The organism is Dielma fastidiosa, assembly GCF_003475485.1.
GTDB lineage: Bacteria > Bacillota_I > Bacilli_A > Erysipelotrichales > Erysipelotrichaceae > Dielma > Dielma fastidiosa.
Genome location: NZ_QRQL01000012.1, coordinates 1 through 26,572, shown reverse-complemented (window position 1 = coordinate 26,572; position 26,572 = coordinate 1). Strand labels below are relative to the sequence as shown.

The following is a 26,572-nucleotide window of genomic DNA, read 5'->3' as shown; positions in this document are numbered from 1 at the left end:
GGCAGGCTTTTATGTTTAATGTCAGGCACAGAGAGGTGTGATGAAATGGGCTTTTTATTGCTGCTGCCGTTTTTTTTGATTCGTTTCCTGCTTTTATCAAGGCTAGATCAGCAGGCGCTGGGGCGGGCTGCTCATTTTGTACCGATGCCTAAAACGGAAAAAGGTTTTTATTGGCTTTATCAGGTCACCAATATCATGATTTTTATTTTGATTCTCGTACTGCCGATAAAGCGTTCGCCTTCTTCAATCTATTATATGGGCTTGCTGATTTACCTTTTTGGCTTGCTGGCTTTAACGGCATCGATCATCAGCTTTGCCTCATGTGATAATACAGGGTTCAATTGCAGCGGTGTCTATCGCTTTTCACGCAATCCGATGTATGCTGCCTATTTTATCTTCTTTATCGGCTGCGCGATGCTGCTTCATTCATGGCTGCTGCTGGCTGCGGTACTGCTTTTTCAGTTGGCTGCGCATCGGATCATCCTTGCGGAAGAAAACTGGTGCATACAGCGCTTTGGCAGCAAGTATCTTGATTATATGAAAAAAGTCAGGCGCTATTTTTAAATCATAGTACATGCATGGGTTTGATTAACCATGAATTATATCGGCTGCGAACGGATTATACTTGCATCACAGGATTGAATAAGTTATACTAATATAGTTGACTTTGGAGTACAAATTCCTTATAATAAGTACGTTAAGCGACGAGGTGATTTTTTTGAAGTGGACCAAAAGTGAATTGCTGCAGGCCAGAGATTGCACAATTGAATTTGATGAATCAATCGCATTTGAGGAAGAAGCAATAGCTCGCATCCATCATTTAAGAAAATTACAGAATGTTACGGTATCCGGAAACATCCATTACGATTCGACTAGTGATTTGGCAATTGCCAACCTTGATATCGACGGCTGTATGGTTCTTCCGTGTTCAATTACACTGGAAGATGTGGAGTATCCGTTTCATGTAAATTCAACGGAAGTCTATGCCTTTCATAAGGTAAGTGAAGAAGATGAGATGCATGAAGCTAAAGGTGATATCGTAGAGTTGTACCCAGTTCTCTTTCAGCTGATTATGATGGAAATTCCATATAAGGTCGTGAAAGAGGGGCTCACTGATTATCCGAAAGGAAAAGGGTGGGAAGTCGTCAGGGAGGAAGATTTAATTGCTTCAAAAGAGAAGGCAATTGATCCTCGGTTAGCAAAATTAAGAGATTTTAAGATCGAAAAATAAGTAGGGAGGTACCGACATGGCTGTTCAACAAAGACGTAATTCAAAAACTAGAACTGCAAAACGTAGAACACACTACAAACTGACTGCACCGGCATTAGTTAAATGCCCTCAATGTGGAGCTTTAAAGAGACAACACAGAGTATGCGGAGAATGTGGTTTTTACAACGGAGTAAAAGTTGCTTAGTTTAAAACGCTAATAGAGGCCCATGAGTTTTCGTGGGTTTTTATTTTGTTTTCTGATAAGTATGCATGGTTTGTTTAAGCATGCTATACTAATAGAAAGGAATGTGAGGAGTGTTGGTTATGCTGCGTTTAATGATAGTTAAAATAATCCGCTGGCTGTTAGTAAAGCTGGGCCGGGGCGGATCGCTGCCGGGCAATATCGGATTAAAGATGGATTCACAGCTGCTGAGTCGATTCAAAATGCCAAAGCATGTGATTTTGGTAACCGGAACCAATGGCAAGACGACGACAAGCAATCTGATTGTTGAAAGCTTGCTGGCATCGGGGATGAAGGTGATCGGCAATCGCCGCGGTGATAATCTTCGTGAAGGGATTGCCACCCTGCTGTGCGCAAACAGTGATCTGCATTATCGTGTCAAGGCGGATGCGGTTGTGCTTGAAGTTGATGAATTAACGATACCGAGGGTGTTTGATCAGCTGCCTGTGAGTGCCTTTGTGGTTAATAATTTCTTCCGTGATCAATTGGATCGGGCCGGCGAGATGGAAACGATCGTGCGTAAAATTGAATCGGTACTGCCTGACTATCACGGCAAGCTGATTTTGAATGGCAATGATCCCAATGTCGTGCGGCTGGCGGATTGTGCCAAACAGGCCGAAGTGCTTTATTTTGAAGTGAAGCAATGTGCGGTTTCACTTTCTGACAGCCATGAAGCGAGTGAGGGTAAATTCTGTCCGCGCTGCGGTGGTGAGCTGCATTATGATTATTATCAATATTCACATATCGGCCAGTTCAGCTGTCCGCGCGACGGCTTTGGCAGGCATGAGACGGCGGTCTGTGTGGAAAGTATCGATTTTAACACGCAGACGATGGTGGTAAACGCTCAGACGCTGCCGATGTTTCAAAACGCGATCTACGCGGTTTATAACTGTGCGGCGGTACTGACGCTTTTAAAGGCCATGGACATCAGCTGGGAATATGCGGCGAGGGTGTTTGCCGAGTTTGAGCTGAATGATGGGCGCAATGAGACATTTATGATTAACCATGAGAAATGTGTTTTGAATCTGATTAAAAATCCTACCGGTGCCAATGAGGTCATGAAGATGATTGCTCATGATGAACAGAAGCGTTCTGTGCTGATCGTGCTTAATGATAATGATCAGGATGGCAGAGATGTATCATGGATCTGGGACGCGCATTTTGATCTGCTGATTGATCCATTGACTGAATGCATTGTCTGTTCCGGTACCCGTGCCTATGACATGGCGCTGCGGCTGAAGTATGAGGGCTATAATGTCGGCCTTCAGGTGGAGGAAAATCTGTCACAGGCGATTGATAAGCTTTGTGAATGTCCGGGTACGCATATGGTTATTTCAACATATACGGCGCTGCAGCAATGCCGTTCAATTTTAAGGAGGAAGGTTTCATGAAGCTGAAAATCTGCTGGATGTATCATGATCTGATGGATCTGTATGGCGATAAAGGGAATATCCAGGTGCTGAAAACCCGCTGTGAAAAGCGCGGCATTGAATGTGTTGTCGACACATGTACGCTGGATGAAGAAAAGACATTGGCGGATTATGATTTGCTTTTTATCGGCGGTGGTGCGGATCGTGAGCAGGGACTTTTGGTAAATGATCTGCTTAAGCGGCGTGACGCGATTCAAGAAGCGATGGATCAGGGTTCATTTATCCTGCTGATCTGCGGCGGTTATCAGCTGTTTGGCCAATATTACTTAGACGGTGACGGTCAGAAAATCGAAGGCTTAAAATTCTTTGATTATTATACGGAAGCCGCTTCCCGAAGTGATCGCTGCATCGGCAATATCGCGGTGGAAGCAGCTTTAGATAATGAGCGGATCATCGCGGTCGGTTTTGAGAATCACGGCGGTCAGACAAAGGGTGTGGATCAGCCCTTCGGAAAAGTGCTGAAAGGCCATGGCAATACATATCAAAGTGCCTTTGAGGGCTTTTATAACGGACAGGTATTGGGGACTTATATGCATGGCCCCCTGCTGCCTAAAAATCCTGAAATCGCCGACTTTATTCTGCGCAAGGCATTGGCTAAGAGACATGGTGAATGCACTCTGGAACCGCTGAATGACATGCTTGAACATAAGGCAAAGGAAGTTATGCTGAAAAGGCTTGGTTTATAAAATAGCTGATTTAAAATAATGCGGAACTGACAGTGAATCTGATCAGTTCTTTTTTTTGCTGTTAATGTGTTTAGCGAAAATATGCAAATAATAACTAAAATTGTTTTAAAAAGGGTGAATTTGTTTTAAGGGGCGGTCAAGCCGTTTGAAGGAAAGGACTTTGACATTTTTTAACTTATAAAAAAATCAATTCTCGATGGATTTCATCTATACAAAAAACATGATTTAGTCTATAATGGTGGTAAGAAGTAGGTAAAAGTGGAAGAAAGTGGGTGATTGTGATGTTCATGGGCGAATTCGCGCACAATATTGATGCGAAGGGACGTCTGATCGTTCCTGCTAAATTCAGAAATGAATTGGGTTCTGCCATGATCGTTACGCGCGGTCTTGACGGCTGTCTCTCACTCTATACAAAGGAAGCGTGGGATAAGATTTATGCTCAGCTCCTCGCTTTGCCTACGACTAAAAAAGAAGTGCGGATGTATGTTCGTACACTGACTTCCAAGGCCAGTGAAGTGGAGTTGGATAATCAGGGCAGAATCCTGATTCCCTCAATTCTGATCAAAGAAGCCGCAATCGTTAAGGAATGCGTGATTGTCGGTGTCGCTGATAAGGTTGAGATTTGGTCAAAAGAAAGATGGGAAGCATATTCTGACAGTGCTGATGATGAATTTGAAAGCATTGCCGAGAGTATCACGGATTTTATTATATGATGAAACATACAAGCGTACTTTTGCAGGAATGCATTGATTCTTTAGTTATTAAACCAAATGGTATTTATGTGGACGGTACATTGGGAAGAGCCGGTCACAGCAGTGAAATTTTAAAAAGGATTCCAAATGGTCATCTTTATTGTTTTGATAAAGATCAACAGGCAATTTTGGAATCAGAAGGCAGATTGGCGGCAATTGGCAGTAATTTTACAATTATCCATGCCGGCTTTAAAAATCTGAAGAGCGAGCTTCAAAATCGGGGTGTTGATGAAATTGACGGTCTGCTTCTTGATTTAGGTGTTTCTTCACCGCAGTTTGATGAAGCCAGCCGCGGTTTCAGCTACCGTTATGATGCGCCGCTGGATATGCGCATGGATCAAAGCCAGCCGCTCAGCGCTTATGAAGTAGTGAATACATATGAATTTAATGAACTGATGCGTATTTTTTACCGTTATGGTGAAGACAGCTTCGCCAAACAGGTAGCCCGCAAAATTGAACAGGCCCGCAGCGTAAAACCCATTGAAACGACGTTTGAGCTGGTGGATATCATTAAGTCGGCGTATCCGGCTAAGGTGCTTAACAGCAAGGGACATCCGGCCAAGAAGATTTTTCAGGCCATCCGCATCGAGGTTAATGACGAGTTATCTGAACTGGAAACGGTGCTTGAGGATGCGCTGGCAATGCTTAAGATCGGCGGCCGTGTCGCGGTGATCAGCTTTCATTCTTTGGAGGACCGCATCGTGAAGGAAACCTTTGTACGGATGAGCAGTCAGCCTAAGATTGATAAACGCATACCGCTTTTGCCGGGTCAGTTAGAAGAAGCGCCTTATCGGCTGGTTACTAAAAAGCCGATTCTGGCAGGGGAAGCAGAGTTAAAAGAAAATAACCGATCTCATTCGGCCAAACTCAGAGTGATAGAAAGGGTGAAATAGTTTATGGCTAAGATTGTGAAAAGGAAGAGAAGATTTAAATTTGGGACTTTTGTGAATGTGATTTTCAGCTTATCATTTATTGTCTATATTTGTTCCGCGACTTTTTTGCATTCGCATAATGTAGCTTTAAACTATAAGCTGACTGCCCAGCAGATTGAAATTGAAGATGCTAATAAGCGATTAGAGACGTTAAAGCTTGAGGTAGCGCAGTTTACAGAAAGAGAATATCTGATGACTATCAGTAATGAAAACGGGGGAAATCTGAAACTCGATCAAAAAAATATCGTGTATATCAGCAATGAAGACAAATAGAAGAGTGAGCTGGTAGAATGAAGAGATCAAATCTTAGAATCGCTGGGATTTTTACCGTCATTGCCGTATTGTCGTTAGTGGTCGTCATCAATGTTTTTGTGGTAACGATCGGCGGTGTCCATATGCGTTCGGGCACCAATATTTTGGCGAGCAAGGAAGGCAGTCAGGAACGGCAGGAGACTTTGCCGGCCAGACGCGGATATATTCGTGACCGCAATGGCAGTATCATCGCTCAGGATCAAGATACATATACAATTAAAGCTGTACTTTCTAAAGATCGTACAGGTGCTTATGCTTATGTTGACAACAAGGAGTTTACGGCTGCAGCCCTGGCTCCTATTTTAGGTATGAGCGAAGAAGAAATCATGAATTATCTGAATCTTCAGGATCAGGGTGTCTATGAGACTTTGCTTGGTGAAAAGGGCAAAGGGCTGACGATCGAACAAAAGGAAGCGATTGAAGCGATTGAATATACGCCTGATCCAAATAAGAAATATCCGGGCTTGCCGGGGATTGAATTTGATAAGACAACGACCCGTTTTTATTCACCGGGTAAGTTCGCGTCAAATCTTTTAGGCTTTGCGAATTATGATGAGGAGCAGCAGCGAATCGTCGGTCAGATCGGTATCGAGGCTTTTCAGGACGCGGTGCTGAAGGGCAGCGACGGCTTGGTTACTTATCAGAAAGACGCGCTTGGCTATAAGCTGCCGGGTACGGAGAAGACGGAAAAAGCAGCGGTTAACGGCAATGATGTCTATCTGACTTTAGATAAGGATGTGCAAAGCGCTTTAGAAGTAGCGCTGCAGAGTACGATGGAGGCCAATGGTGCTGAACGTGCCTGGGGTGTTATCATGGAGGTTGAAACTGGTAAGATTTTAGCTTGGGCCGGTTATCCGACCTTTGATTTGAATAAGCGTAATATTGAAAGCTATGTAGATCTGCCGAGTATGTATGTGTTTGAACCAGGCTCGGTTATGAAGCCGTTTGCCTATGCGGCGGCGATGGATGCCGGTGTTTATAAAGGCGATGATACGGTATTTACCGGCCGCTTCTGTATCGCTTATGATGAAAACGGTGGTTTATATCGGACTAGCGGTCCTTGTGAAGAAAACGGCAATATCAATGACGCTGAACGTGCCGGCTGGGGTACGATCAGTTTTGATGACGGTTTGATTCGTTCCTCAAATACATGTATCGCGACTTTGCTGACCGATTATCTGTCAACCGATGTGTTCTGGGACTATCTGGATAAATTCGGCTTCTTTAAACAAACCGGTATTGAAGGCTTGTCACAGAGTGAGGAATTCGGTATCAAGAATGATAAAACGCCGCTTGACCGTGTGGCTGCTGGCTTCGGTCAGGGTTCCGCGGTTACAACACTGCAGTTGATGCAGGCTTATACGGCAATCTTTAATGACGGCATCATGGTGCGTCCTTATTATATTGATAAGATCGTAAATCCAAATACCAATGAAATTATTGAAAGCGGCAAAACCCAATATGTTTATACGGATGAACAGGGTCAGCCGGTGCCGGTGCTGAAAAAGGAAACCACTGAGAAGATTTTGAAGCTGATGGAACAGATTGTTGAAGATCCTGAAAAGGGGACGGCGCATAAGTATAAGATTGACGGTGTATCGATGGTGGCTAAAACCGGTACCGGTGAGATTGCGAAGGATGGCAGCTACGGGGATACGGTTTATACATCAAGCATCATGGCGGCATCACCGGCGGATGATCCAAAAATCATGATGTATTATGCGTTTGAGAGCAGCAACTATCTTTATTATTCAGCTGATTATTTTAAAAACGCGTTTATGACCGCGCTTGACGCGGCGTCAATCAACAACGCGCAGCCATTAAAGGCGGTTGCCTATGATAACAGCTATGGCAGCACTTATCAGGAATATACCATGCCGACTTTAGTGAATCATACGCTTCAGTATGCCAATTGGAAGCTGGATGAGATGGATGTCGACCGCATCATCATCGGCGACGGCAATCAGGTTGTTTCACAATATCCGAAAATGGGAACAACGATTGGTACCAAGCAGCATGCCTTTGTGAAGACCGATGGTATCAATTATACGATGCCGGATATGACTGGCTGGGCATACAAGGATGTGCAGATTTTTAAGGAATTAAGCGGTATGTCGATTGAGATGACGGGTCAGGGTGTTGTTGTCTGGCAGAATCTTGATGCCGGTACTAGCATTTTCGCTGATACAGAAATTAAAGTTACATTAGACTAGCACTTCGGTGCTATTTTTTTATGTGCTGGAATAAGATGTTTTGAGGTGAGTTCATGCTTCATGTCCGCAATAAGAAAAGAATTAATGCGATTTTTATCGGCGCTTTGGTTTTGTTTGGCTGTATTTTGAGCAAACTTGGTTATGAACAGATCATTAATCAAGGCTCAATCGTTGATAAGGCCAAGGATCTGTGGCAGCGTGATTTTAAGCTGGCCGGCAATCGGGGAACGATTTATTCAAGTGACGGCCGTGAATTAGCGGTGGATGTACCGTCAACTTCAATTATTGTCGTACCGGCAATGATTGAGGAGCCTGAGCATGCGGCTGACGTTTTGAGTCAGATATTGAATACTGACCGTGACGCGCTTTATAAAAAGCTGACGAATCATGTCTCAACGCAGAAGCTGCAGCCGGAGGGCAGAAATATCAGTGATGAACAGGCGCTGGCCATTCAGGATGCGAATATTAAAGGCGTCGTGCTTGTTCAGGATTCCAAGCGTTATTATCCCAACGGCAATTATCTGGCGCAGGTGCTGGGCTTTACCGGTATCGACAATCAGGGCTTGGCGGGTCTTGAGCTTGAATACGACGAGTATTTGAGTGCTAAGAATGGTGACTTGAAGCTGCCCTTTGATGCGAAGGGAAATCAGCTGTCAATTAATGAAGAGGTGATCAATCAAGGACAGGGCATGGATATGGTACTGACGATTGATTCGACGATTCAGGATATTATTGAAAGAGAAATGAATAATCTGATGGAACGGTATAAGCCAAAAAGTGCCTTAGCCTTGGCAATGAATCCTAAAACTGGGGAAGTTTTAGCAATGGTATCCAAGCCGGACTTTGATCCCAATCATTATCAGGATTCAACCTCTGAAATCATTAACCGAAATCTGCCGATCTGGATGAGCTTTGAGCCGGGATCAACGTTTAAATCGATTGTTTTTGCTTCAGCCCTTGAGGAGAAATGCTTTAATATGTATACCGATACGTACTATGACCGCGGCTATGAAATGGTTGAGGGGGCCAGAATCAAATCATGGCGGGCTGGCGGTCATGGCTTGCAGACGTTCTTGCAGGTGCTGGAGAATTCAAGTAATCCGGGCTTTGTGGAAATTGGCCGGCGGCTTGGTTTGGATCGCCTTTATCAGTATGTGACGGATTTTGGCTTTGGCAGCAAGACAGGCATTGAATTACCGGGTGAGAGTACGGGCATCATGTTTAAAAAGGAAGCGATGGGGCCGGTGGAACAGGCGACCGTGGCATTCGGTCAGGGGTTATCAGTTACACCGATTCAGCTGGTGAGAGCTTTCAGCGCGGTGGTAAACGGCGGTACGCTGTATAAACCGATGATTGTGAAGCAGCTGGTGGATCCGATCAGCAAGGATATCGTACAAGAATTTGAACCGACACCGCAGGGGCAGATCATCTCTAAAGAAACCAGTGATTTGATGCACGTGGCGCTGGAGAGTGTAGTTGCCAACGGCGGCGGCAAGAATTCATATATTAAAGGCTATAAGATCGGCGGTAAGACAGGAACCGCCCAGAAGGCCGTGGATGGCGTTTACTTAAGCAATGAATATATTCTGTCGTTTTTATCGGCGGCGCCGATGGATGATCCGCAGATTGTGATTTATGTAGCGGCTGATTCACCGCAAAATGATGTGCAGTACGGCGGTACCGTTGTCGCGCCGGTAGTCAGAAAATGCTATGAGGATATTCTGCCGTATCTGAATGTGGAAAAGGTAGAGGAACAGCTGCCTAAAAAGACAACATGGCTTGATCCGATTGAAATCATTGTCCCGGATTTGATCGGCAAGCAAAAGAATGAATGTAAGATGGAAGGCTTAACCTTTGAATTTGTGAATGAGGGGGAGGTTGTGATCGACCAGCTGCCAAAGGCTGGCGAGGTATTGCTTGAGGGCGGAAAGGTGATGATTACCCTTGGCTAAAGAATGTCAAAAGTTACTGGCTTTAATCGGCATATCCTGTGATGATTCAACAATCATTCAAGGAATAACCTGTGATTCAAGAGAAGTAAAGCAGGACTGGCTGTTTGTCAGTCTTCAGGGAATGTCGCATAACGGCGATGATTTTATTGATGAGGTAAGGGCGAAGGGCGGCATCGTCATCACATCGCACCCGCATCCGGACTGTTACGAAGTGTCTGATCCTCAAGCGGCGCTTGTGATGCTGATTAACGATTATTACGATTCACCCAGTGATAAGCTGACAATTATCGGTGTGACAGGCACCAACGGCAAGACGAGCGTCTGTTCCTTTTTGTCGCAGATGTTTACTGAATTCGGACAGCGCAATGTGGTCATCGGGACTAATGGCATCCAGCTTGACGGTTATTGTTATGCGACGCAAAATACAACGCCCGGCATGATGGTCTGCCTGCGCGTCTTTTTGGAAGCGATACGAAGGGGAATTCACACGGTGATGATGGAGGTTTCCTCACACGCGATAGATGAGGGAAGATTGGGTTTTATCCGCTTTGACCGGCTGATTTATACGAATATCACTCAGGATCATCTCGATTATCATTTAACCTTTACTCATTATCAGTACACCAAATTTAAGGCTCGGCTCTATTTGAAGGAGAATGGACGGATTCTATTAAATCAGGATCGTGATGAGTTGATGGAAATGCTGCATCTGCGTACCAAGGGCATTATTACTTATGGCCTTAAGCCATCGCATGTACAGATCAGCAATGTTGAGCTGCGCGGCAGCGGTTCCAGCTTTGATATTGGTCAGCTGCATTTTGAGACATGCTTGTTAAGTATGAATAATGTTTATAATTTAGCTGCCTGCATCGCTTTGTTTAAAAGCCTGGGTATTCATTCTCATGAACTGTGTGAGGTTGTATCCCGCATCGAAGCGCCGGCGGGCCGCATGGAGGTCTTGAAGCTGAAGAATCATACGATCTGGATTGATTATGCGCATACGCCTGATGCGCTGCGGCGCTTGCTGGAATTTGCCAATCAGGTCTGTATCGGCAGAATCATTACGGTGCTGGGCTGCGGCGGCGAACGGGATCAGGATAAGCGGCATCAGATGGGGACGATTGCTTCAACGCTGAGCTATCGGGCGATTTTCACAGAGGATAACTCACGCGGGGAAGATCCGGTTGAAATCATCAAACAGATGTCGGTCAATGTACTGGATAATGTGTGTGTTTTGATTGATCGGCAAAAGGCAATCGCATTCGCACTGTCAATCAGTATGAAAAGTGATATAATAATAATCGCCGGTAAGGGAAATGAACAATTTTTGATTGTCAAAGAGGATAAAATTCCTTATAATGATAAGGCGTTTATACTAAAACTTACCGAGGAGGAACCTCTATGAATCAATATTTATTAGCTGTCGGTCTGGGATTGTGCATCACGCTGGCTGTGATGCCGATCCTGATTCCGATTTTACATAAAGTTAAATTCGGACAGAGCGAGCGTGAAGAGGGACCGGCTTCCCATAAAGCCAAAAACGGTACGCCGACGATGGGCGGCATTGTTTTTATTCTGGTACCGATTCTGGTGCTGCTGATTTTGGATGCGCCGGCTTTCATGAATCCGGAAATGCAGATTGTCGTGCTGGCTTATGTCGGTTATGCGATGATTGGCTTTATTGATGATTTTATCATCGTGGTTCAAAAGAATAACCGCGGTTTATCACCGAAGATGAAATTTCTGATGCAGAGTGTGTTAGCGGTACTGTTCTTTTATCTTTATCAAAGAATCGCCCCGACAACCATCAATGTGCCGGTTCTGAATATGGAAATTGAATTAGGCTGGCTGTATTTCCTGCTGATCTTTATCATGTTTACGGCGGAAAGCAATGCGGTAAATTTGACTGATGGCCTAGATGGTTTATCGGCAGGCTGTGTGATTATTGCTCTTTCACCCTTTGTTCTGCTTTCCATTCATCAGGGAAAAAGCGATTTAGCTTTATTCTTGCTGGCGGTGATCGCGTCTTTGCTTGGTTATCTTAAATTTAATCTGCATCCTGCCAAAATCTTCATGGGAGATACTGGCTCATTGGCGCTGGGCGGTCTTTTAGCTGCCACAGCAATGGTATTGAAGCAGGAATTGCTGTTGGTCATCATCGGCGGCATCTTTGTCATGGAATTAATGTCAGTAGTCATTCAGGTAACCAGCTTTAAGGCTACCGGCAAGCGGGTCTTTAAAATGGCGCCGCTGCATCATCATTTCGAATTAAGCGGCTTTAAGGAAACGCAGGTCGTAGTAATGTTTTGGATGATTTCCTTAGGTTTTGCAATCTTAGGTTATTTTCTGGGGGTAATGTAAATGGCAACGTGTCTGGTTATCGGCAATGCGAAAAGCGGCAATGCAGCCGCCCGGTTATTGAATCAAAAGGGTTATACGGTCACTTTAACGGATATGCAGCGTATTCCGGATAAGGAGGAGCTTGAAGCATTGGGCATCCGAGTTGTGGATGAGGGGCATCCGGACTTCCTCTTCAACGATGACTATGCGTTTATCGTAAAGAATCCCGGTATAAAATATTCGGTGCCGATCATCCGCTATTTTGTGGAGCATCAAGTAAAAATCTATACGGAAATTGAAATTGCCAGCTGGTATGCAGAGAAGTTTCATTACGGCGCGGTGACTGGCACCAATGGCAAGACGACGATTACAAGCATGCTTTATGAGTGCTTAAAGGCGAATGGCCGCTGTGAGGCAGCCGGTAATATCGGTACACCGCTTAGTGAACTGGCATTAAAATATGGTAATGAAGAAAAAGATATCGCGCTTGAATTATCTAATTTTCAGCTGTTAGGGATAGAAAGCTTTCATCCTGAGGCAGCGGTTGTCTGTAACCTGGCGCCGGATCATCTTGATTATATGAACAGTGTTGAAGAATATTACGCGTCAAAGTTTAGAATCGCCATGAATCAGCGTGGTGATGACTGGTTTTTGCGCAATGTGGATGATCCGATCGTGATGCAGTATGCGCGTGATCTTAAGTGTAAAATCATTGACTTCTCATTGCTTCGGACCGATACGCCGCTTTGCATTAAAGACGGCTGTGCATGGCTGTTTGACAAGCGCCTGTTTAAGCTTGATGATTTAAAGGTAGTCGGCATGCATAATGTCAGCAACGCGATGATCGCCGGTGCGATGGCAGTTAAATTAGGTGTGAGTTTTAAAGATGTTGAACAGGCATTAACTTCATTTAAGGGTATTGAACACCGCATTGAATATGTCGGTGAAAAAAATGGCGTCAGCTTCTACAATGATTCTAAGGCTACCAATACGCAGGCAGCTGCCATTGGTATTGCCTCATTCCCTAAAAATATCCTGTTATTGGCCGGCGGTCATGATAAGGGAATCCCTTTTGAAGAAATGCGCGCTTATGATGATCGAATCAAGTGCTGTCTGGCATTTGGTGAAACTAAAACTAAAATTGCGGAGATATTTACCCGTTCAAAGCAATGTGAAACGATGTTTGACGCGCTGAATGAGGCATGGCTGATGAGCGCGCCGGGTGATGTGATCCTGCTTTCACCCGCTTGTTCAAGCTATGATCAATTCAATAATTATGAGCAGCGCGGCGATTTGTTTAAGGAAGCGGTATTGAAAATAATTCACGAATGAACTAATTGAACCTTTTCATTTTAATGAGAAGGTTTTTTTTCTTGGCCTTGTATACCGCTAAAGCAATTGCTTTCCATAAATTATGATGATATACTTTAACTGGCATTAGTACCAAGAATTTTAATCAAATTTAATGCTTTTGACAGCCTACGCCAGCGGTACCTGTTTCACTGCCTGGCTGCTTTAAAAGTAGTGAAGGAGGAAAACAAGATGCGTAAATCAAATCGATACAGATGTTTGAAGGGGCTGGCGGTTTTATTATGTTTTTGTCTGGTTGGCGGCTGTCAGCAAAAGACTGTGGAGAAATCAGATAAAATCGTCATAACGGTGCTTTATACTAATAAATTTCCGCAATTGGAAGAGCTTGTGGAATCAACGTATTCAGACATTGATCTGCAATGTGAGATCACACCGTATACAAGCGAATTATCACGGCGTTTAGAAAATGGTTATGGCCCTGATTTAGTGCTCTCAAAAGAAGCTTATACCGATGATAACAGTCAATATCTTATTGACATCAGCGATTTGAGCGCCAGCGCTGCCTATGATGGTACGATTATGAAGGGTCTGCGTGTAGAAGGAAAAAATTATCAGCTGCCGCTGCCGGGGCAGTATTATGGATATATCATTAATGAGACTTTGTTTGAACAGGCGGGCATTGAATTGCCTAACAGCAATCAATCATTGATTGAGGCCCTTGTTCAGTTAAAGCAGCAAGGCTATGGTCTTGGTGATGATGATAAGAATATAGCCATTCAAAGTGATTATAATACTTATTTTGGCTTATTTTTAATCGGCGGTGAGGTGCCTGATTTTTTAGGAACGGTTGAGGGTGTCCAATGGCTTTCCGATTACAAAGAGAAAAACAGCCGTTTAACGGGTGTTTGGGATAATGTCTTTGATTTGACGGATGAGCTGGTAGCCAGCGGTGTTTTAGATGCGGCGCCATTAAGCAAGCAGCGCAACAGCATTCTTACCCATGAGCGGATGGCGTCGGGAAATCTGGCGGCCGTTTTTGGCGATTCCAGTCTTTTTGCGCAGTGTGTGAGTGAAAATCAAATAGCCTTTGAAGAAGGCAAGGCGATGCAGTATTCATACCGCATGCTGCCGTTAATGAGTGATGAGGGAAATGAACCTTGGATTCTTTATGCACCGTCAAGCTATGTCGGCATCAATGCATCAATCAGCGAGGAAAAGCAGGAAGCATGCAAGCGAATCTTAGCGCTGATATCTACTCAGGAAGGTCAGGATGCCATCATTAAGGATCTGCAGATGGGGGCTTCCAGTCTGCGTGGTTATGTTGCGAATGAAACATCGGTTCCTAATGGTGTAGAAACGTTTATTGATTCCGGTTATGTTTATAATTTGAATTTTCCGGAAAGAGTTGTCCAGTATCTGGGCAGCACGGCTCAGCAGCGGATGGCTGGCAGACTTACGAATGAGGAGCTGCTGCAGGCGGTGGATCAATATTATCTTGAGGGTTCACAGGCGATGGCTGATAATTTATCCGTGCTTACCGTTATGAAACAGGATCTGCTGTTTCAAAACTTTAATGTGCGGCGCACCGAAACCGAACTTGGCAATTTCTTGGCTGACTGCATCGCTTCTGTGGCCGCGGCGCCGATTGCGGTGGTGAACGGCGGCAATATCCGCAGCAGCCTCTATGTCGGTGATGTATATTGCGAAGATTTGGAAGCACTGTTTCCGTTTGAAAACGAGATCATCGTAATTGAAGCATCGGGTCAAACAATATGGGATATGCTGGAGAACAGCGTAACCTATAGTGATGATGAATTTCCTAACGGCCGTTTCCTGCAGATTTCTGGTCTGCATTATGTGTTTGACAGCTCTAAGCCACGGGGCAGCCGAATGGTATCAGTTACCCTGCCGGATGGTACACCGATTGATTTAAAGGCGAACTATCAGCTGGCGGTAAATAATTATATGGCAGGTGCGGTCGGTTATTTTGAGGGCAACGGCGATGGCTATACGATGCTGAATATCTATGATGAAAACACTCCAAAGGGTGATGTGACACTGATTAAAGAAAGCGGCATGAGCTATCGGGAAATGGTGAAGCAGTATTTCCGCGATCATCCTGAACAGGAGAAAATCATTGAGCTGGAAGGCAGGATCGTTGATCTTGCGAATGCGGATTAAGTCAAATAAAGGGGGAATAGTATGAAAAAGCATAAGATGAAGGGCGAGAAGCAGATTATAATTCTTGTCATTTGTACTTTGATTCTCTTTATTGTGTTGGCTTGCTCATTTGCTTTAAAGTCTTATAATGAAGCGGCATCGGAAACGGTGTCAAAAATCAGTGAGGTTTATCTGCAGGAAATGAATTCACAGACCAGCAGTCATTTTAATACAAATATGAAAAGTCAGTTCGCACAGATCAAGACAATGACGAATGCGCTGTCGATGAGTGAATTAAGCGATGAGGAAGCGCTGAAGTCGTTTTTGAAACAAATTCAGACGGATAATGATTTTTCCTATGTAGCGGTGATCAATTCACAGGGGATGGCTTATACACCGCAGGGGTCACAGCCGGCGATTTCTAAAATCAGAGCGCTGAATGAACTGTTGAATGGCAGTAAGGAAATTATTTCAATTGATGAAACGATCTGGGATGATGATGTGATACTGCTGGGGACTTCAATTGTTCCCAAAGCCTATAAAAATGAACAATTAGTGGCCGTCATTGTCGGAATTAATACAATGAAAATCAGTGAGAAGGTGGCACTGAATCAGAAAGGCACTAATTCTTATACTAATGTGATTAACCGTGAAGGTAATTTTATTATCCGCGGTGAGGATGTAAATCCGTTCTTGAGCGGCAGCAATCTGTTTTCAATCTTTAAGCAGCAGGCAGTATTTGATGCTGGCTATGAGCTGACATCACTGCAGAGTCAGATTGAGAACGGTCAAAGCGGGATGCTTTCTTTACGGTTGGGTGATGAACATGAATATCTGTATTATGCGCCAATTCCTGATACCGAATGGTATATGATGACCAGTATGGCTTATGAGACAGTGAATTCGCAGGTGTCGCGGCTCAGTCTTCTGATGCTGTTTGCGGCTGCCGGTATTTTTGTGACGGTCATGATAATTATTTTTGTATTTTTCATGCTTTACCGTCAGATTGAACAGCGCCATCAGCAGCTATTAATGGAAGCCAAGGAACGGGCGGAACAGGCGAATCAGGCAAAGAGTGATTTTCTTTCTCAGATGTCGCATGAGATTCGTACTCCGCTGAACGGCATTATCGGTATGACCGAGGTGGGACAGCGTTATATTGATCAGCCGGAACGAATGAAAAACTGTCTTGATAAAATCAGTTATTCTTCGAATCATCTGTTAGTTTTAATTAATGATATTTTGGATATGTCTAAGATTGAAAGAGGTAAAATTGAACTGCATCAGGCGGCGTTTAATTTCAGAGAATTACTGAAGGGAATTACAACCGTGTTCTATATTCAGGCATGTGAAAAGGGCATTCATTTTAATGCTTATTGCGCGCAGGCAGTCAATGAAGTGCTGATTGGAGATTCCCTGCGACTGAATCAAATTTTAAATAATCTGCTTTCTAACGCATTGAAATTCACACCAACCGGCGGTACGATCGTTTTAAGTATTGAAACGTCATTAAGTGATGATGATCGTCTTTGGCTGACTTTTAAGGTCAGCGATACAGGCTGCGGCATCGCCAGGGAAAATTTTGATAAAATCTTTGAAGCCTTTATCCAAGAAACCTCAGGCGTTGCCCGTCAGTATGGGGGAACTGGCTTAGGTCTGCCGATTACCAAGCAATTTGTGCAGATGATGGGCGGTACCATCACCTTAGATAGTGAGGTTGGCAAGGGAAGCTGTTTCAAGGTAAATCTGCCGTTTGCTTATGAGCGTGAGGAACAGGCTCAGCTATTCAGCGGCCGTGTTTTAGTTATAGACGATTATCAGCCGCAGCGCCAAGCGCTCGCGGATCTGCTGCATCACTTAGGCTTTGAAGCTGTAGCAACCAAAACCGCCGAACAGGCATTAGTGCTTTGCAATACTGCGGCGTCGGTTGATGCGTGTTTTGTATCCTTGGCAGAAAGCAATGAGTTTACGCAAAAGTTGCAGTTACTTTATGACAGTGATAGAATAAGAATGCCTGAATTAATCTTAATGGGATATGATAAGGATGAATTGGAAGCCAGAGCTTCAGCATTAAAAATAGCCAAGGTGCTTTCCTTGCCGGCTTTTACTAAGGATATCGTGCAGCTGTTGGATGATGGTCAAGCCGATGCTCAGCCAGCCGATGACAGTGAGACAGCCTCTATATTAAGCGGTAAGCGTGTTTTGATTGTTGAAGATAATGAAATTAATCTTGAAATTGCAGTTGAACTGCTGAGGTTTGCGGGAGCAATCATTGATACAGCGACTAACGGGCAGATCGCTGTTGAACGCTTTAGCGCATCAGAAGAGGGTTATTATGATCTGATTCTGATGGATGTTCAGATGCCGATCATGGATGGCTGCAGTGCAACCGAAGTGATTCGCGCGTTAGATCGGCACGATGCAGGACAGGTAATCATTATTGCGATGACGGCTAATTCTTTCCAGGAGGATATTCAAAAATGTTTGGACTGCGGCATGGATGCGCATATCGGCAAGCCTTTTGTATTAGCTGATATCTGCACTCAGTATGGGCAAGTTCAAAAACATCGGCACTAATATTCTTAAAGCTGAGGGTTTATGACAAATGATCTTGTATGAAAAGGTTTATGTGAATTTGAAAAATAAAATAATCTGCGGTATCTTGCCGGCGGGCAGTCAGCTGCCCTCAAGAGCTAAGCTGTGTGAGGAATTCAACACTTCTGAAAAGACGGTGCGGCGTTCCCTGGAACTTTTAGCTCAGGAAGGTCTGATCGCGACTCAGAAGCGCAAACGGCCGATCATCATCTATCAGTCAATGCAGAAAACATCGCAGCTGGCTTTAAAGCAGGCAGATGCTATCGCGGCTGTAGACGCTTTACGGACAGGGGTACTGCTTTGTTATCCGTTGATTGATCAGGGTCTAAAGCTATGTCAGGATGCGGATTGGGAGTATTTAAAGACCATCATTGTAAGTATGGAGACAGTTTCAAAAGAGCGTTTTTGGCAGCTGTCTAATCAATTTTGGCGTTATCTGATTGCCCGCAACGGCAATGAGCTGATGCTGAGAGTTGTTGACAGCTTAGGCTTTTCAGAGCTGGAATCGCTGCACAGTGATGCTGCCATTCGTGAAACTTATCGCCGGCAGTTAACGCAGTTCTTAAAAACGGTCAAAAACGGCGGTGATCCGGCCAGTGTTAAATTTGATGATATGTCTGCTGTTTACGGCTTGGATAACGATGCTGAGGTACCGCCTTATCAAGTAAAGCCGGATTCTATTTTTTGTGTCGGCTGCGCGGATTTGGAACAGAAGGTGCGCAAAAGCGAAGAACGGTATTCAAGTATCTGCGTTGATATTTTAGGCCGGATTGCCATTGGACAATACCCAAAGGGCAGCCGCCTGCCTTCACATAAGGAGCTTCAGAGCATCTATGGGGTCAGTATCGATACGACACTTAAGGCGATCAAAGAGCTGCAGGTCTTAGGCGCACTAAAGGCAGCCCCGCATTCAGGAATTGAAGTGATGATGGATCTGGATGAACTGAAACAGGCCCCCATTAAACCGGAATTAATTGCCGGCAATATCCGCCTGCTGTTAGACAGCTTAGAATTACTGGCGCTGAGTGTAGAAGGGGTGGCAGCTTCGGTGGTTTCAGCAGTGCTGCCAGACGATTGTTTAAAACTGCAGAGGGAATTGGAGACAGCCTGGCATGATCCCTTTGATCACCGTTTTATCGCGGGTATTCTGCTGCAATTTATTATCGATCATATTCAATATGAAACACTGAAGACGATCTATGTGATGATTCGTAAGAATTTCATTGTCGGCAGACGTTTGCCGGGCTTTATCAGCAAAGAAAAAAGCCAGCCTGAGTATGAAATCTACAAGCTGTGTATGAAAGCGTCGGCAGCGTTGGAAAAAGGAGAACGGGATCAATTTGCGGTTCAAACCGCTCATTTATTTCAGTTGATTCATCTGCAGATTATTCGGGAATGCAGCCAGCTCAATTATTTAGAGGCGGCTATGAATTACTATGATGCCGCAAAGCTGTGGCAATAATTTGATCAGAAAGCTGTGAGTATTGTGTTTAACGCAGTAACTCCAGCTTTTTTTATGTGTTGAAAATGTGAAAGAAAAAGCCGGTTTTTTTCATTTCATATCATTAATTCGATTGGTTGAAAGTTCAATAGGTTGGTGCTATTATAAATCTAGTTGAATATCCAACCATTTTTGGAGGCTGTATGGAAAAACGCAATAGTCTGCTGATGAATACCTCGATTTTATATCGGTATACACAGAAATATTATGATAAAAATTTAGATCTCTATCAAATTGGCGCCGGTCAGCTTCAGTTTTTGATTCTGATTTATGAACATGAGGGCATTACGATGTCCGATCTGTCTTTGATGGGCGGCTTTGATAAAGGAACGGTTACCAAGGGCATTCAGCGCTTAGAGGCGGAAGGCTATATCACAACCGCGGCAAATGAAAAAGATAAGCGCATTAAACATTTATATACGTGTGATAAGACGAAGAAAATCATTCCGGAAATCTATCTCGTTCGTCAGGAATGGTGGGAGAAAATAACCCAAGGCTTAAGTGAAGAAGAGCTGCAGCTGGCAGAGAACGTACAGGCAAAGTTGATTGCCAACGCGTCGGCTCTCACTCAGCCAACCAATCAGTTGAAAATCTTCGGCATGCAGAAGCTTACCTTATTGGATTATCCCTCTAAGCTGGCATCAACGCTGTTTACCGGCGGCTGCAACTTCCGCTGTCCTTTCTGTCAGAACGCGGATCTGGTTTTTCTGCCGGAGGATCTTTCTGAAATCAACAGTGATGATTTAGAAAGCTTTTTGAAACAGCGGCAGAAAACGTTGGACGGCATCTGTATCAGCGGCGGCGAGCCGTTGCTGCATGAAGAGCTGGAGCCTTTCTTATATAAATTGAAGGGGCTGGGATATAAGGTAAAATTAGACACTAACGGGAGTTATCCTAAGCTTTTAAAGAAATATGCAGCGGCTGGCTTAATTGACTATGTTGCGATGGATATAAAAAATGACAAAGCTCATTACGCGAAGACGATTGGTCTTGAAAGCTTTGATTTATCACCGATTGAGGAAAGCGTTGACTTTTTGCTTCATGGTGATCTTGATTATGAATTCAGAACTACGGTGGTCAGGGATTTTCACAGTGAAAAGGAAATCAGCGCCGCGGCAGAATGGCTGAAGGGCGCTAAAGCGTATTATCTGCAAGCCTTTGTAGACAGTGAATGCGTCATTCAAAAGGGTTTGCAGGGATATGATGCTGATGAAATGCAGAAGCTGTGTGAAGCAGCCAGAAAATTTGTACCTAACACGCAGGTGCGTGGGTTATAGAAGCGGAAAGGAAAGGGAAATAACTATGTATCAGGTAATTAAGAGGGACGGCAGTATTGCGGAGTTTGATTTAAAGAAGATTTGTGCTGCCATCACAAAGGCGTTTGACGCACAGAAAAAACAGTATCATCCAAGTGTCATCGAAATGCTGGCACTGCATGTAGCGGCCGATTTTGAAGATAAGATCGTTGATGATAAGATTCAGGTAGAAGCGATTCAGGATAGCGTAGAGGCGGTTTTGATTCAGGCGGGTTATGCCGATGTAGCAAAGGCTTATATTCTTTATCGTAAACAGCGTCAGAAAATCCGCAATATGAAATCAACGATTCTTGACTATAAGGAATTAGTAGACAGCTATGTGAAGGTTTCAGACTGGCGGGTTAAGGAAAATTCAACGGTCACTTATTCCGTCGGCGGTTTGATCTTAAGCAATTCCGGCGCGATTACCGCTAACTATTGGCTTTCAGAAATCTATGATGAGGAGATTGCCAATGCGCATCGCAGTGGCGAGATGCATCTCCATGATTTATCGATGCTGACAGGCTACTGCGCAGGCTGGTCACTGCGTCAATTGATCTGTGAAGGACTGGGCGGCGTTACCGGTAAAATCACATCAAAGCCGGCAAGACATCTGGCTTCCTTATGCAATCAGATGGTTAATTTTTTGGGCATTATGCAGAATGAATGGGCAGGCGCACAGGCTTTCTCATCCTTTGATACTTATTTAGCACCGTATGTAAAAGTTGATGATTTGAGCTATGAGAATGTAAAGAAATGTATTGAATCATTTGTTTATGGGGTAAATACACCAAGCCGCTGGGGAACTCAGGCACCATTCTCTAATATTACCTTGGACTGGACAGTACCAAAGGATCTTGCTGAACAGCAAGCCTTGATCGGCGGCAAGGAAATGGATTTTAAATATAAAGATTGTCAGAAAGAAATGGATATGATTAATAAGGCATTCATTGAAATCATGATTGAGGGTGATGCGAATGGCCGCGGCTTCCAATATCCGATTCCAACTTATTCAATTACTCGTGATTTTGACTGGTCAGAGACAGAAAACAACAAGCTGTTATTTGAAATGACATCAAAATACGGGACACCTTATTTCTCCAATTATGTAAACAGTGATATGGAACCAAGCGATGTGCGCAGTATGTGCTGCCGTCTGCGTCTTGATTTAAGAGAACTGCGCCGTAAATCCGGCGGCTTCTTCGGCAGCGGTGAAAGTACCGGTTCTGTAGGTGTGGTAACGATCAATATGCCGCGTATCGCTTATCTGGCTAAGGATGAAAATGATTTCTATAAACGCTTGGATCATTTAATGGATATTGCCGCCCGCTCACTGAGCGTAAAGCGTACAATCATTACCAAATTGCTGAATGAAGGCTTATATCCGTATACGAAGCGCTATTTGGGAAGCTTTGAGAACCATTTCTCGACGATCGGTTTAATCGGCATGAATGAGGTGGGCTTAAATGCGAACTGGCTGCGTGCGGATTTAACCCATCCGAAGACACAGAAATTTGCGCAGGAGGTTTTAAATCACATGCGTGAGCGTCTGGTTATTTATCAGGAAGAATACGGTGATTTATACAACCTTGAGGCAACACCGGCAGAATCAACAACGTATCGTTTAGCGAAGCATGATAAAGAATTATATCCGGATATTATTACGGCTACGGAAAATGACGCGAAGCCTTATTATACCAACAGCTCCCATCTGCCGGTTGGTTATACAGAGGATATTTTTGAAGCGCTGGATATTCAGGACGAACTGCAGACACTGTATACATCAGGTACTGTTTTCCATGCGTTCCTAGGTGAAAAGCTGCCGGATTGGAAGGCTGCGGCGGCCTTGGTGCGTAAGATTTCAGAGAATTATAAACTGCCTTATTATACTATTTCGCCAACTTATTCAATCTGCCGCAATAACGGCTATATCAGCGGTGAGGTTTATGAATGTCCGCACTGCGGTGAAAAGACGGAGGTTTACAGCCGTATTACCGGATATTACCGGCCGGTACAAAACTGGAATGAGGGCAAGACACAGGAATTCAGCGAACGTAAGGTATATGATATCGGTCACTCTGTGTTAAAGGGGAAACAGGCATTGAGTGATGTTCAGACGCCATGTGAAAAAGCGGAAGGCAAGCTGCTGCTGTTTACGACTAAGACTTGTCCGAACTGTAAGGCTGCTTATCAGTCATTGGAACAATCAAAGCTGAGCTATGAGAAGGTTGATGCTGAGGAGCAGGAGGCATTGGCAAGACAGTATGGTATTATGCAGGTACCAACCTTGGTGGTAGTAAAAGAAGATGGCTTCGAGAAGATCGGCAATGCATGGAAAATCCGCGAATTTGCGGAAATGAATCATCAGCAGTAATCTTATAAGAGTATTTGTCATTTTGATGATGAATACTCTTTTTCTATGGATTAATTAAACAAAAGCGGAGGAAAAAATGACTAAAAAATCAATATTCATCGCTCTGTATAAGCACTTATATTAAAGAACTAAAGAATACTGATCCTAAAATTGGTATTCTGCCGTGGATGATTCTCATGACCCTCCTGCAATTTTTACTGGTTTTGTTTTAAACTGCCTTTGCATAGCCATGCAGGCCGCGCACACACTAAGGGCGGAGGTGGCTTATGGAAGACAAGAAGAAAAAGACATCAGAGCCTGCAGAAAAGGATGCCGGCAATAATCAGTGGACGAATAATAATCTGAAATATTATCCGGATAAACGTCCCCGTCAGGATGGCCCGGGTGGTAATTAATGATTAAAAAAATCGATCATCAGCTGATGGGAAGATTTCATAACAGCTGGCTGAATACTTATTATCATTTTTCCTTTGGTGATTATTATGACGCTGAGAAAATGCACTATGGCATGCTGAGGGTGGTCAATGACGATACGATTCAGCCGCTCAGCGGGTTTGATTTACATAGTCATAAGAATATGGAAATCTTAACCTATGTCGTGCAAGGAGAATGTACCCATCGTGACAATGAACGCGAACAGACGTTAAAACGGGGAATGATGCAGCTGATGAGCGCTGGTACAGGTATTGTGCACAGTGAAGTGAATATGCAGGATTCACTGCTGAGAATGATTCAGATTTGGATTTATCCCAATGAATTAGATCTGACACCTGATTATCAGCTGGCAGCACTGCCATGGCATGAGCGGTATAACCGCTGGCTGCTTATAGCTTCTCAAAGAGATGAAGCGCCGCTTCATCTTCATCAGGATATGAATATTTATACCTGTGAATTAAGCGACGCGGCAGAAATAGAATTAAAGGTAATGCCGCTTCGGCAGGTTTACCTAGTAGTGCTTGAAGGCCGGGTGCGAATTGAGGATATGCTCTTTGATGCCCATGATGGTGCTAAAATCGATGAAAGTACAAGACTGAAGGCGGCCAGCTGGGCCCATGTATTGATGTTTGAAATGGCTAAGCTATAAAAAGAAAACAAGTGATGATCTCACTTGTTTTGGTTTAATTAATGATTGAAAATTTGAAAGCCGACACGTTTTTTAACTTTCATTAATTTCTTATGCGCCAGCTTGCCTGCTTTCAGACGGCCTTCTTCCAATACTTGTTCACAGATGCCGCTGTTTATAATCTCATTGTAGCGTCCTTGCAGTTCAGTCAAGAATTTCTCGATATTGTCACCGATTTCTTTCTTCAAATCGCCGTAGCCCTTGCCTTTAAACCGTTCAACAATGCTGTCAATTGATTCACCAGTCAGTGTAGAATGGATCGTTAACAGATTGGCGATACCTGGCTGATTTTCAACATCGTATTGAATGATGCCGATTGAATCGGTAACGGCTGACATGATTTTCTTTCTGGCAGCTTTAGGATCGTCTAAGAGATAAATGACACATTTTTCATCATCGCCTGATTTTGACATCTTCTTGGTCGGTTCAGTCAGTGACATAACCTTGGCTCCGACTTCTTCCACAAGCGGTTCAGGCACGGTGAATGTTTCACCGTAACGATTGTTGAAACGCTCGGCGATATTGCGGGCCAATTCAACATGCTGCTTCTGATCAATGCCTACTGGTACATAATCAGCATCATATAAAAGAATATCAGCAGCCATCAAAGATGGATAAGTAAATAAACCAGCGGTGATATTCGTTTCACCCTTTGCTGTTTTATCCTTATACTGGGTCATACGCTGAAGCTCACCCATGTAAGAATGACATGTTAAAATCCAGCCAAGCTCGGCATGCTCATGCACATCAGACTGTAAAAAGACAGTTGTCTTCTCTGGGTCAAGGCCGCATGCCAGATATAAGGCGACTAAATCGCGGGTATTTTTCTTTAATTCCTTAGGATCAACCTGAATCGTAATAGCATGCAGATTCGCAATAAAGATATACATTTCATATTCATCCTGATACTTGGCAAATTGACGGATTGCACCGATATAATTTCCCAGTGTCAGCTTTCCGGTCGGCTTAATGCCGCTTAACATAGTTTTCATAATAGTTTCCTTTCTTGTTAAATAAAAAAAACGCCCCCATGCAGGGACGTAAAGTACGCGGTACCACCCAGCTTACTATAATAATATAGTCGCTCGCATATAACGGTGCTCACCGGTTACAGACTCATGCCTGCATCAGCTCAAAAGTCCCAATTCAATTAAAAATCACTGCTGACTCACACCGGCCGTCAGCTCTCTTTGAAGGTGATCGTTAATCTACTTCACTTTATCATCGCTTGTCAGTATTATCGTACACCAGTTTAATTAAAAACACAAGGAAGAAATATTAAGAAATCGATTCCGCAAATTGCATAACTGTTTGAGAATAGTTTGCAGTGACAGCAGAATTAGTCTATAATATTATATAGATATCAAGAGAATGGAGGCTGCATTATGATACTATTATATACATCTCCGGGCTGTGCTTCTTGTCGTAAGGCTAAACAATGGTTAAAAGATAATAATTTGCCGTTTGTGGAAAAGAACATCTTCACAACATTGTTGAAAGAGGATGAAATTAAATACTTATTAAAAAGAACAGAAAATGGTACTGAAGATATCATTTCGACCCGATCAAAGGTTTTTCAGGAAATGAATGTTGATTTAGACGATTTATCACTGAATGAATTAGTTAAGTTTATCCGTGAGAATCCTTCAATATTAAAAAGACCGATCATCTTAAATGAAAAGAATTTAGTTGTAGGCTATGATGATGATGAAATTACATCCTTTGTGCCTAGTGAACTGCGCAACCTTGTATCCAAGACATGCAATGAAACATGTCAGAATTATGAAATCTGCGGTGCATGCCGTAAAGAAGCTTAAGAGATAATCATTATCTCTTTTTTTTTGAAAGATACTCTGAAGCCGAATCCTTTATCATTTATTAAATAAAGATTTTAAGTAAGAAAGATTATTTTAATGAAAGATTCATAATAAGATAATTATTAATCAGCAAATAACCCCTGAATTATAAGCTTTTATGATTTATTTAAAAAAAACGAAAAAAAGGGTAAAAAAAGGATTGACAAAAGGGAAGAAGATTTGGTATTATATACAGGCACCAAGCGGAACAACCGCCGGCGCAAAAGCAACTCGATCTTTGAAAACTGAACAGGAAACGTCAAAGAAATTTGAAGTAATTCACGGAAGA

General features: G+C 43.6%; 22 protein-coding genes and 1 other annotated feature. Of the genes, 21 read left to right on the top strand and 1 reads right to left on the bottom strand.

The genetic code is table 11. The features are described 5' to 3' along the window. Positions 1-45: 45 nt before the first annotated feature. From DWZ33_RS16860 to DWZ33_RS16770, 20 genes are all read left to right on the top strand, one after another. Positions 46-564 (top strand): methyltransferase family protein, encoded by a 519-nt coding sequence (locus DWZ33_RS16860; protein ID WP_118456111.1) that lies wholly within the window; start codon positions 46-48, stop codon positions 562-564. A gap of 145 nt (positions 565-709) precedes the next feature. Then, on the top strand, positions 710-1,231 hold the full coding sequence (locus tag DWZ33_RS16855) for a YceD family protein (protein WP_235696043.1): 522 nt from the start codon (positions 710-712) through the stop codon (positions 1,229-1,231). A gap of 16 nt (positions 1,232-1,247) precedes the next feature. After that, a complete protein-coding gene (rpmF, locus tag DWZ33_RS16850; RefSeq protein WP_022938200.1) occupies positions 1,248-1,415 on the top strand; it encodes a 50S ribosomal protein L32 in 168 nt (55 codons plus the stop codon). A gap of 119 nt (positions 1,416-1,534) precedes the next feature. After that, positions 1,535-2,842 carry a Mur ligase family protein gene (locus DWZ33_RS16845; RefSeq protein ID WP_182425828.1) on the top strand — a complete coding sequence of 436 codons (1,308 nt, stop codon included), beginning with the start codon at positions 1,535-1,537 and terminating at the stop codon, positions 2,840-2,842. Beyond that, complete coding sequence (locus DWZ33_RS16840) at positions 2,839-3,567, top strand: type 1 glutamine amidotransferase (protein WP_118456107.1); 729 nt, start codon at positions 2,839-2,841, stop codon at positions 3,565-3,567. The genes DWZ33_RS16845 and DWZ33_RS16840 overlap by 4 nt, the downstream gene beginning before the upstream one ends. Positions 3,568-3,848: 281 nt before the next feature. Continuing rightward, positions 3,849-4,280 carry a division/cell wall cluster transcriptional repressor MraZ gene (gene mraZ / locus DWZ33_RS16835; RefSeq protein ID WP_022938197.1) on the top strand — a complete coding sequence of 144 codons (432 nt, stop codon included), beginning with the start codon at positions 3,849-3,851 and terminating at the stop codon, positions 4,278-4,280. Then, positions 4,277-5,212, top strand: a complete 936-nt coding sequence (gene rsmH / locus DWZ33_RS16830) for a 16S rRNA (cytosine(1402)-N(4))-methyltransferase RsmH (protein WP_022938196.1) — start codon at positions 4,277-4,279, stop codon at positions 5,210-5,212. Before mraZ ends, rsmH begins: the two co-directional genes overlap by 4 nt. Positions 5,213-5,215: 3 nt before the next feature. Continuing rightward, positions 5,216-5,524, top strand: a complete 309-nt coding sequence (locus DWZ33_RS16825) for a hypothetical protein (RefSeq protein WP_118456105.1) — start codon at positions 5,216-5,218, stop codon at positions 5,522-5,524. Positions 5,525-5,541: 17 nt separating this feature from the next. Next, positions 5,542-7,776 (top strand): penicillin-binding transpeptidase domain-containing protein, encoded by a 2,235-nt coding sequence (locus DWZ33_RS16820; protein WP_118456103.1) that lies wholly within the window; start codon positions 5,542-5,544, stop codon positions 7,774-7,776. A 53-nt stretch (positions 7,777-7,829) separates the two neighbouring features. Continuing rightward, positions 7,830-9,728 carry a penicillin-binding transpeptidase domain-containing protein gene (locus DWZ33_RS16815; protein WP_022938193.1) on the top strand — a complete coding sequence of 633 codons (1,899 nt, stop codon included), beginning with the start codon at positions 7,830-7,832 and terminating at the stop codon, positions 9,726-9,728. Continuing rightward, the gene (locus DWZ33_RS16810; protein ID WP_118456101.1) at positions 9,721-11,133 is read left to right on the top strand and encodes a UDP-N-acetylmuramoyl-L-alanyl-D-glutamate--2,6-diaminopimelate ligase; all 1,413 of its coding nucleotides are present in this window, start codon (positions 9,721-9,723) and stop codon (positions 11,131-11,133) included. Before DWZ33_RS16815 ends, DWZ33_RS16810 begins: the two co-directional genes overlap by 8 nt. Further along, positions 11,130-12,089 carry a phospho-N-acetylmuramoyl-pentapeptide-transferase gene (gene mraY / locus DWZ33_RS16805; protein WP_118456099.1) on the top strand — a complete coding sequence of 320 codons (960 nt, stop codon included), beginning with the start codon at positions 11,130-11,132 and terminating at the stop codon, positions 12,087-12,089. The genes DWZ33_RS16810 and mraY overlap by 4 nt, the downstream gene beginning before the upstream one ends. Next, the gene (gene murD, locus DWZ33_RS16800; protein ID WP_118456097.1) at positions 12,090-13,400 is read left to right on the top strand and encodes a UDP-N-acetylmuramoyl-L-alanine--D-glutamate ligase; all 1,311 of its coding nucleotides are present in this window, start codon (positions 12,090-12,092) and stop codon (positions 13,398-13,400) included. A gap of 210 nt (positions 13,401-13,610) precedes the next feature. After that, positions 13,611-15,560 (top strand): 5'-nucleotidase C-terminal domain-containing protein, encoded by a 1,950-nt coding sequence (locus DWZ33_RS16795; RefSeq protein WP_118456095.1) that lies wholly within the window; start codon positions 13,611-13,613, stop codon positions 15,558-15,560. A gap of 21 nt (positions 15,561-15,581) precedes the next feature. Next, on the top strand, positions 15,582-18,116 hold the full coding sequence (locus DWZ33_RS16790; protein ID WP_118456093.1) for an ATP-binding protein: 2,535 nt from the start codon (positions 15,582-15,584) through the stop codon (positions 18,114-18,116). Between the two features lie 28 nt (positions 18,117-18,144). Continuing rightward, positions 18,145-19,596: a GntR family transcriptional regulator gene (locus DWZ33_RS16785; RefSeq protein ID WP_118456091.1), complete on the top strand. Its 1,452-nt coding sequence runs from the start codon at positions 18,145-18,147 to the stop codon at positions 19,594-19,596. A 182-nt stretch (positions 19,597-19,778) separates the two neighbouring features. Next, a complete protein-coding gene (locus DWZ33_RS16780; RefSeq protein ID WP_022938186.1) occupies positions 19,779-20,912 on the top strand; it encodes an anaerobic ribonucleoside-triphosphate reductase activating protein in 1,134 nt (377 codons plus the stop codon). Positions 20,913-20,937: 25 nt separating this feature from the next. Continuing rightward, a complete protein-coding gene (locus DWZ33_RS16775; protein WP_118456089.1) occupies positions 20,938-23,304 on the top strand; it encodes a ribonucleoside triphosphate reductase in 2,367 nt (788 codons plus the stop codon). Positions 23,305-23,570: 266 nt separating this feature from the next. Beyond that, on the top strand, positions 23,571-23,699 hold the full coding sequence (locus DWZ33_RS18475; protein WP_022938184.1) for a hypothetical protein: 129 nt from the start codon (positions 23,571-23,573) through the stop codon (positions 23,697-23,699). Then, positions 23,699-24,388, top strand: coding sequence for a pirin family protein (locus DWZ33_RS16770; protein ID WP_118456087.1), 690 nt, complete (start codon positions 23,699-23,701; stop codon positions 24,386-24,388). Before DWZ33_RS18475 ends, DWZ33_RS16770 begins: the two co-directional genes overlap by 1 nt. 38 nt (positions 24,389-24,426) lie before the next feature. Here the strand turns inward: DWZ33_RS16770 and trpS are convergent, their stop codons facing one another. Continuing rightward, on the bottom strand, positions 24,427-25,419 hold the full coding sequence (gene trpS / locus DWZ33_RS16765; protein ID WP_118456085.1) for a tryptophan--tRNA ligase: 993 nt from the start codon (positions 25,417-25,419) through the stop codon (positions 24,427-24,429). 39 nt (positions 25,420-25,458) lie between these two features. Continuing rightward, positions 25,459-25,661, bottom strand: a binding site (T-box leader). Between the two features lie 151 nt (positions 25,662-25,812). Here trpS and spx point away from each other — a divergent pair. Continuing rightward, complete coding sequence (gene spx, locus DWZ33_RS16760; protein ID WP_022938181.1) at positions 25,813-26,244, top strand: transcriptional regulator Spx; 432 nt, start codon at positions 25,813-25,815, stop codon at positions 26,242-26,244. Positions 26,245-26,572 lie beyond the last annotated feature (328 nt).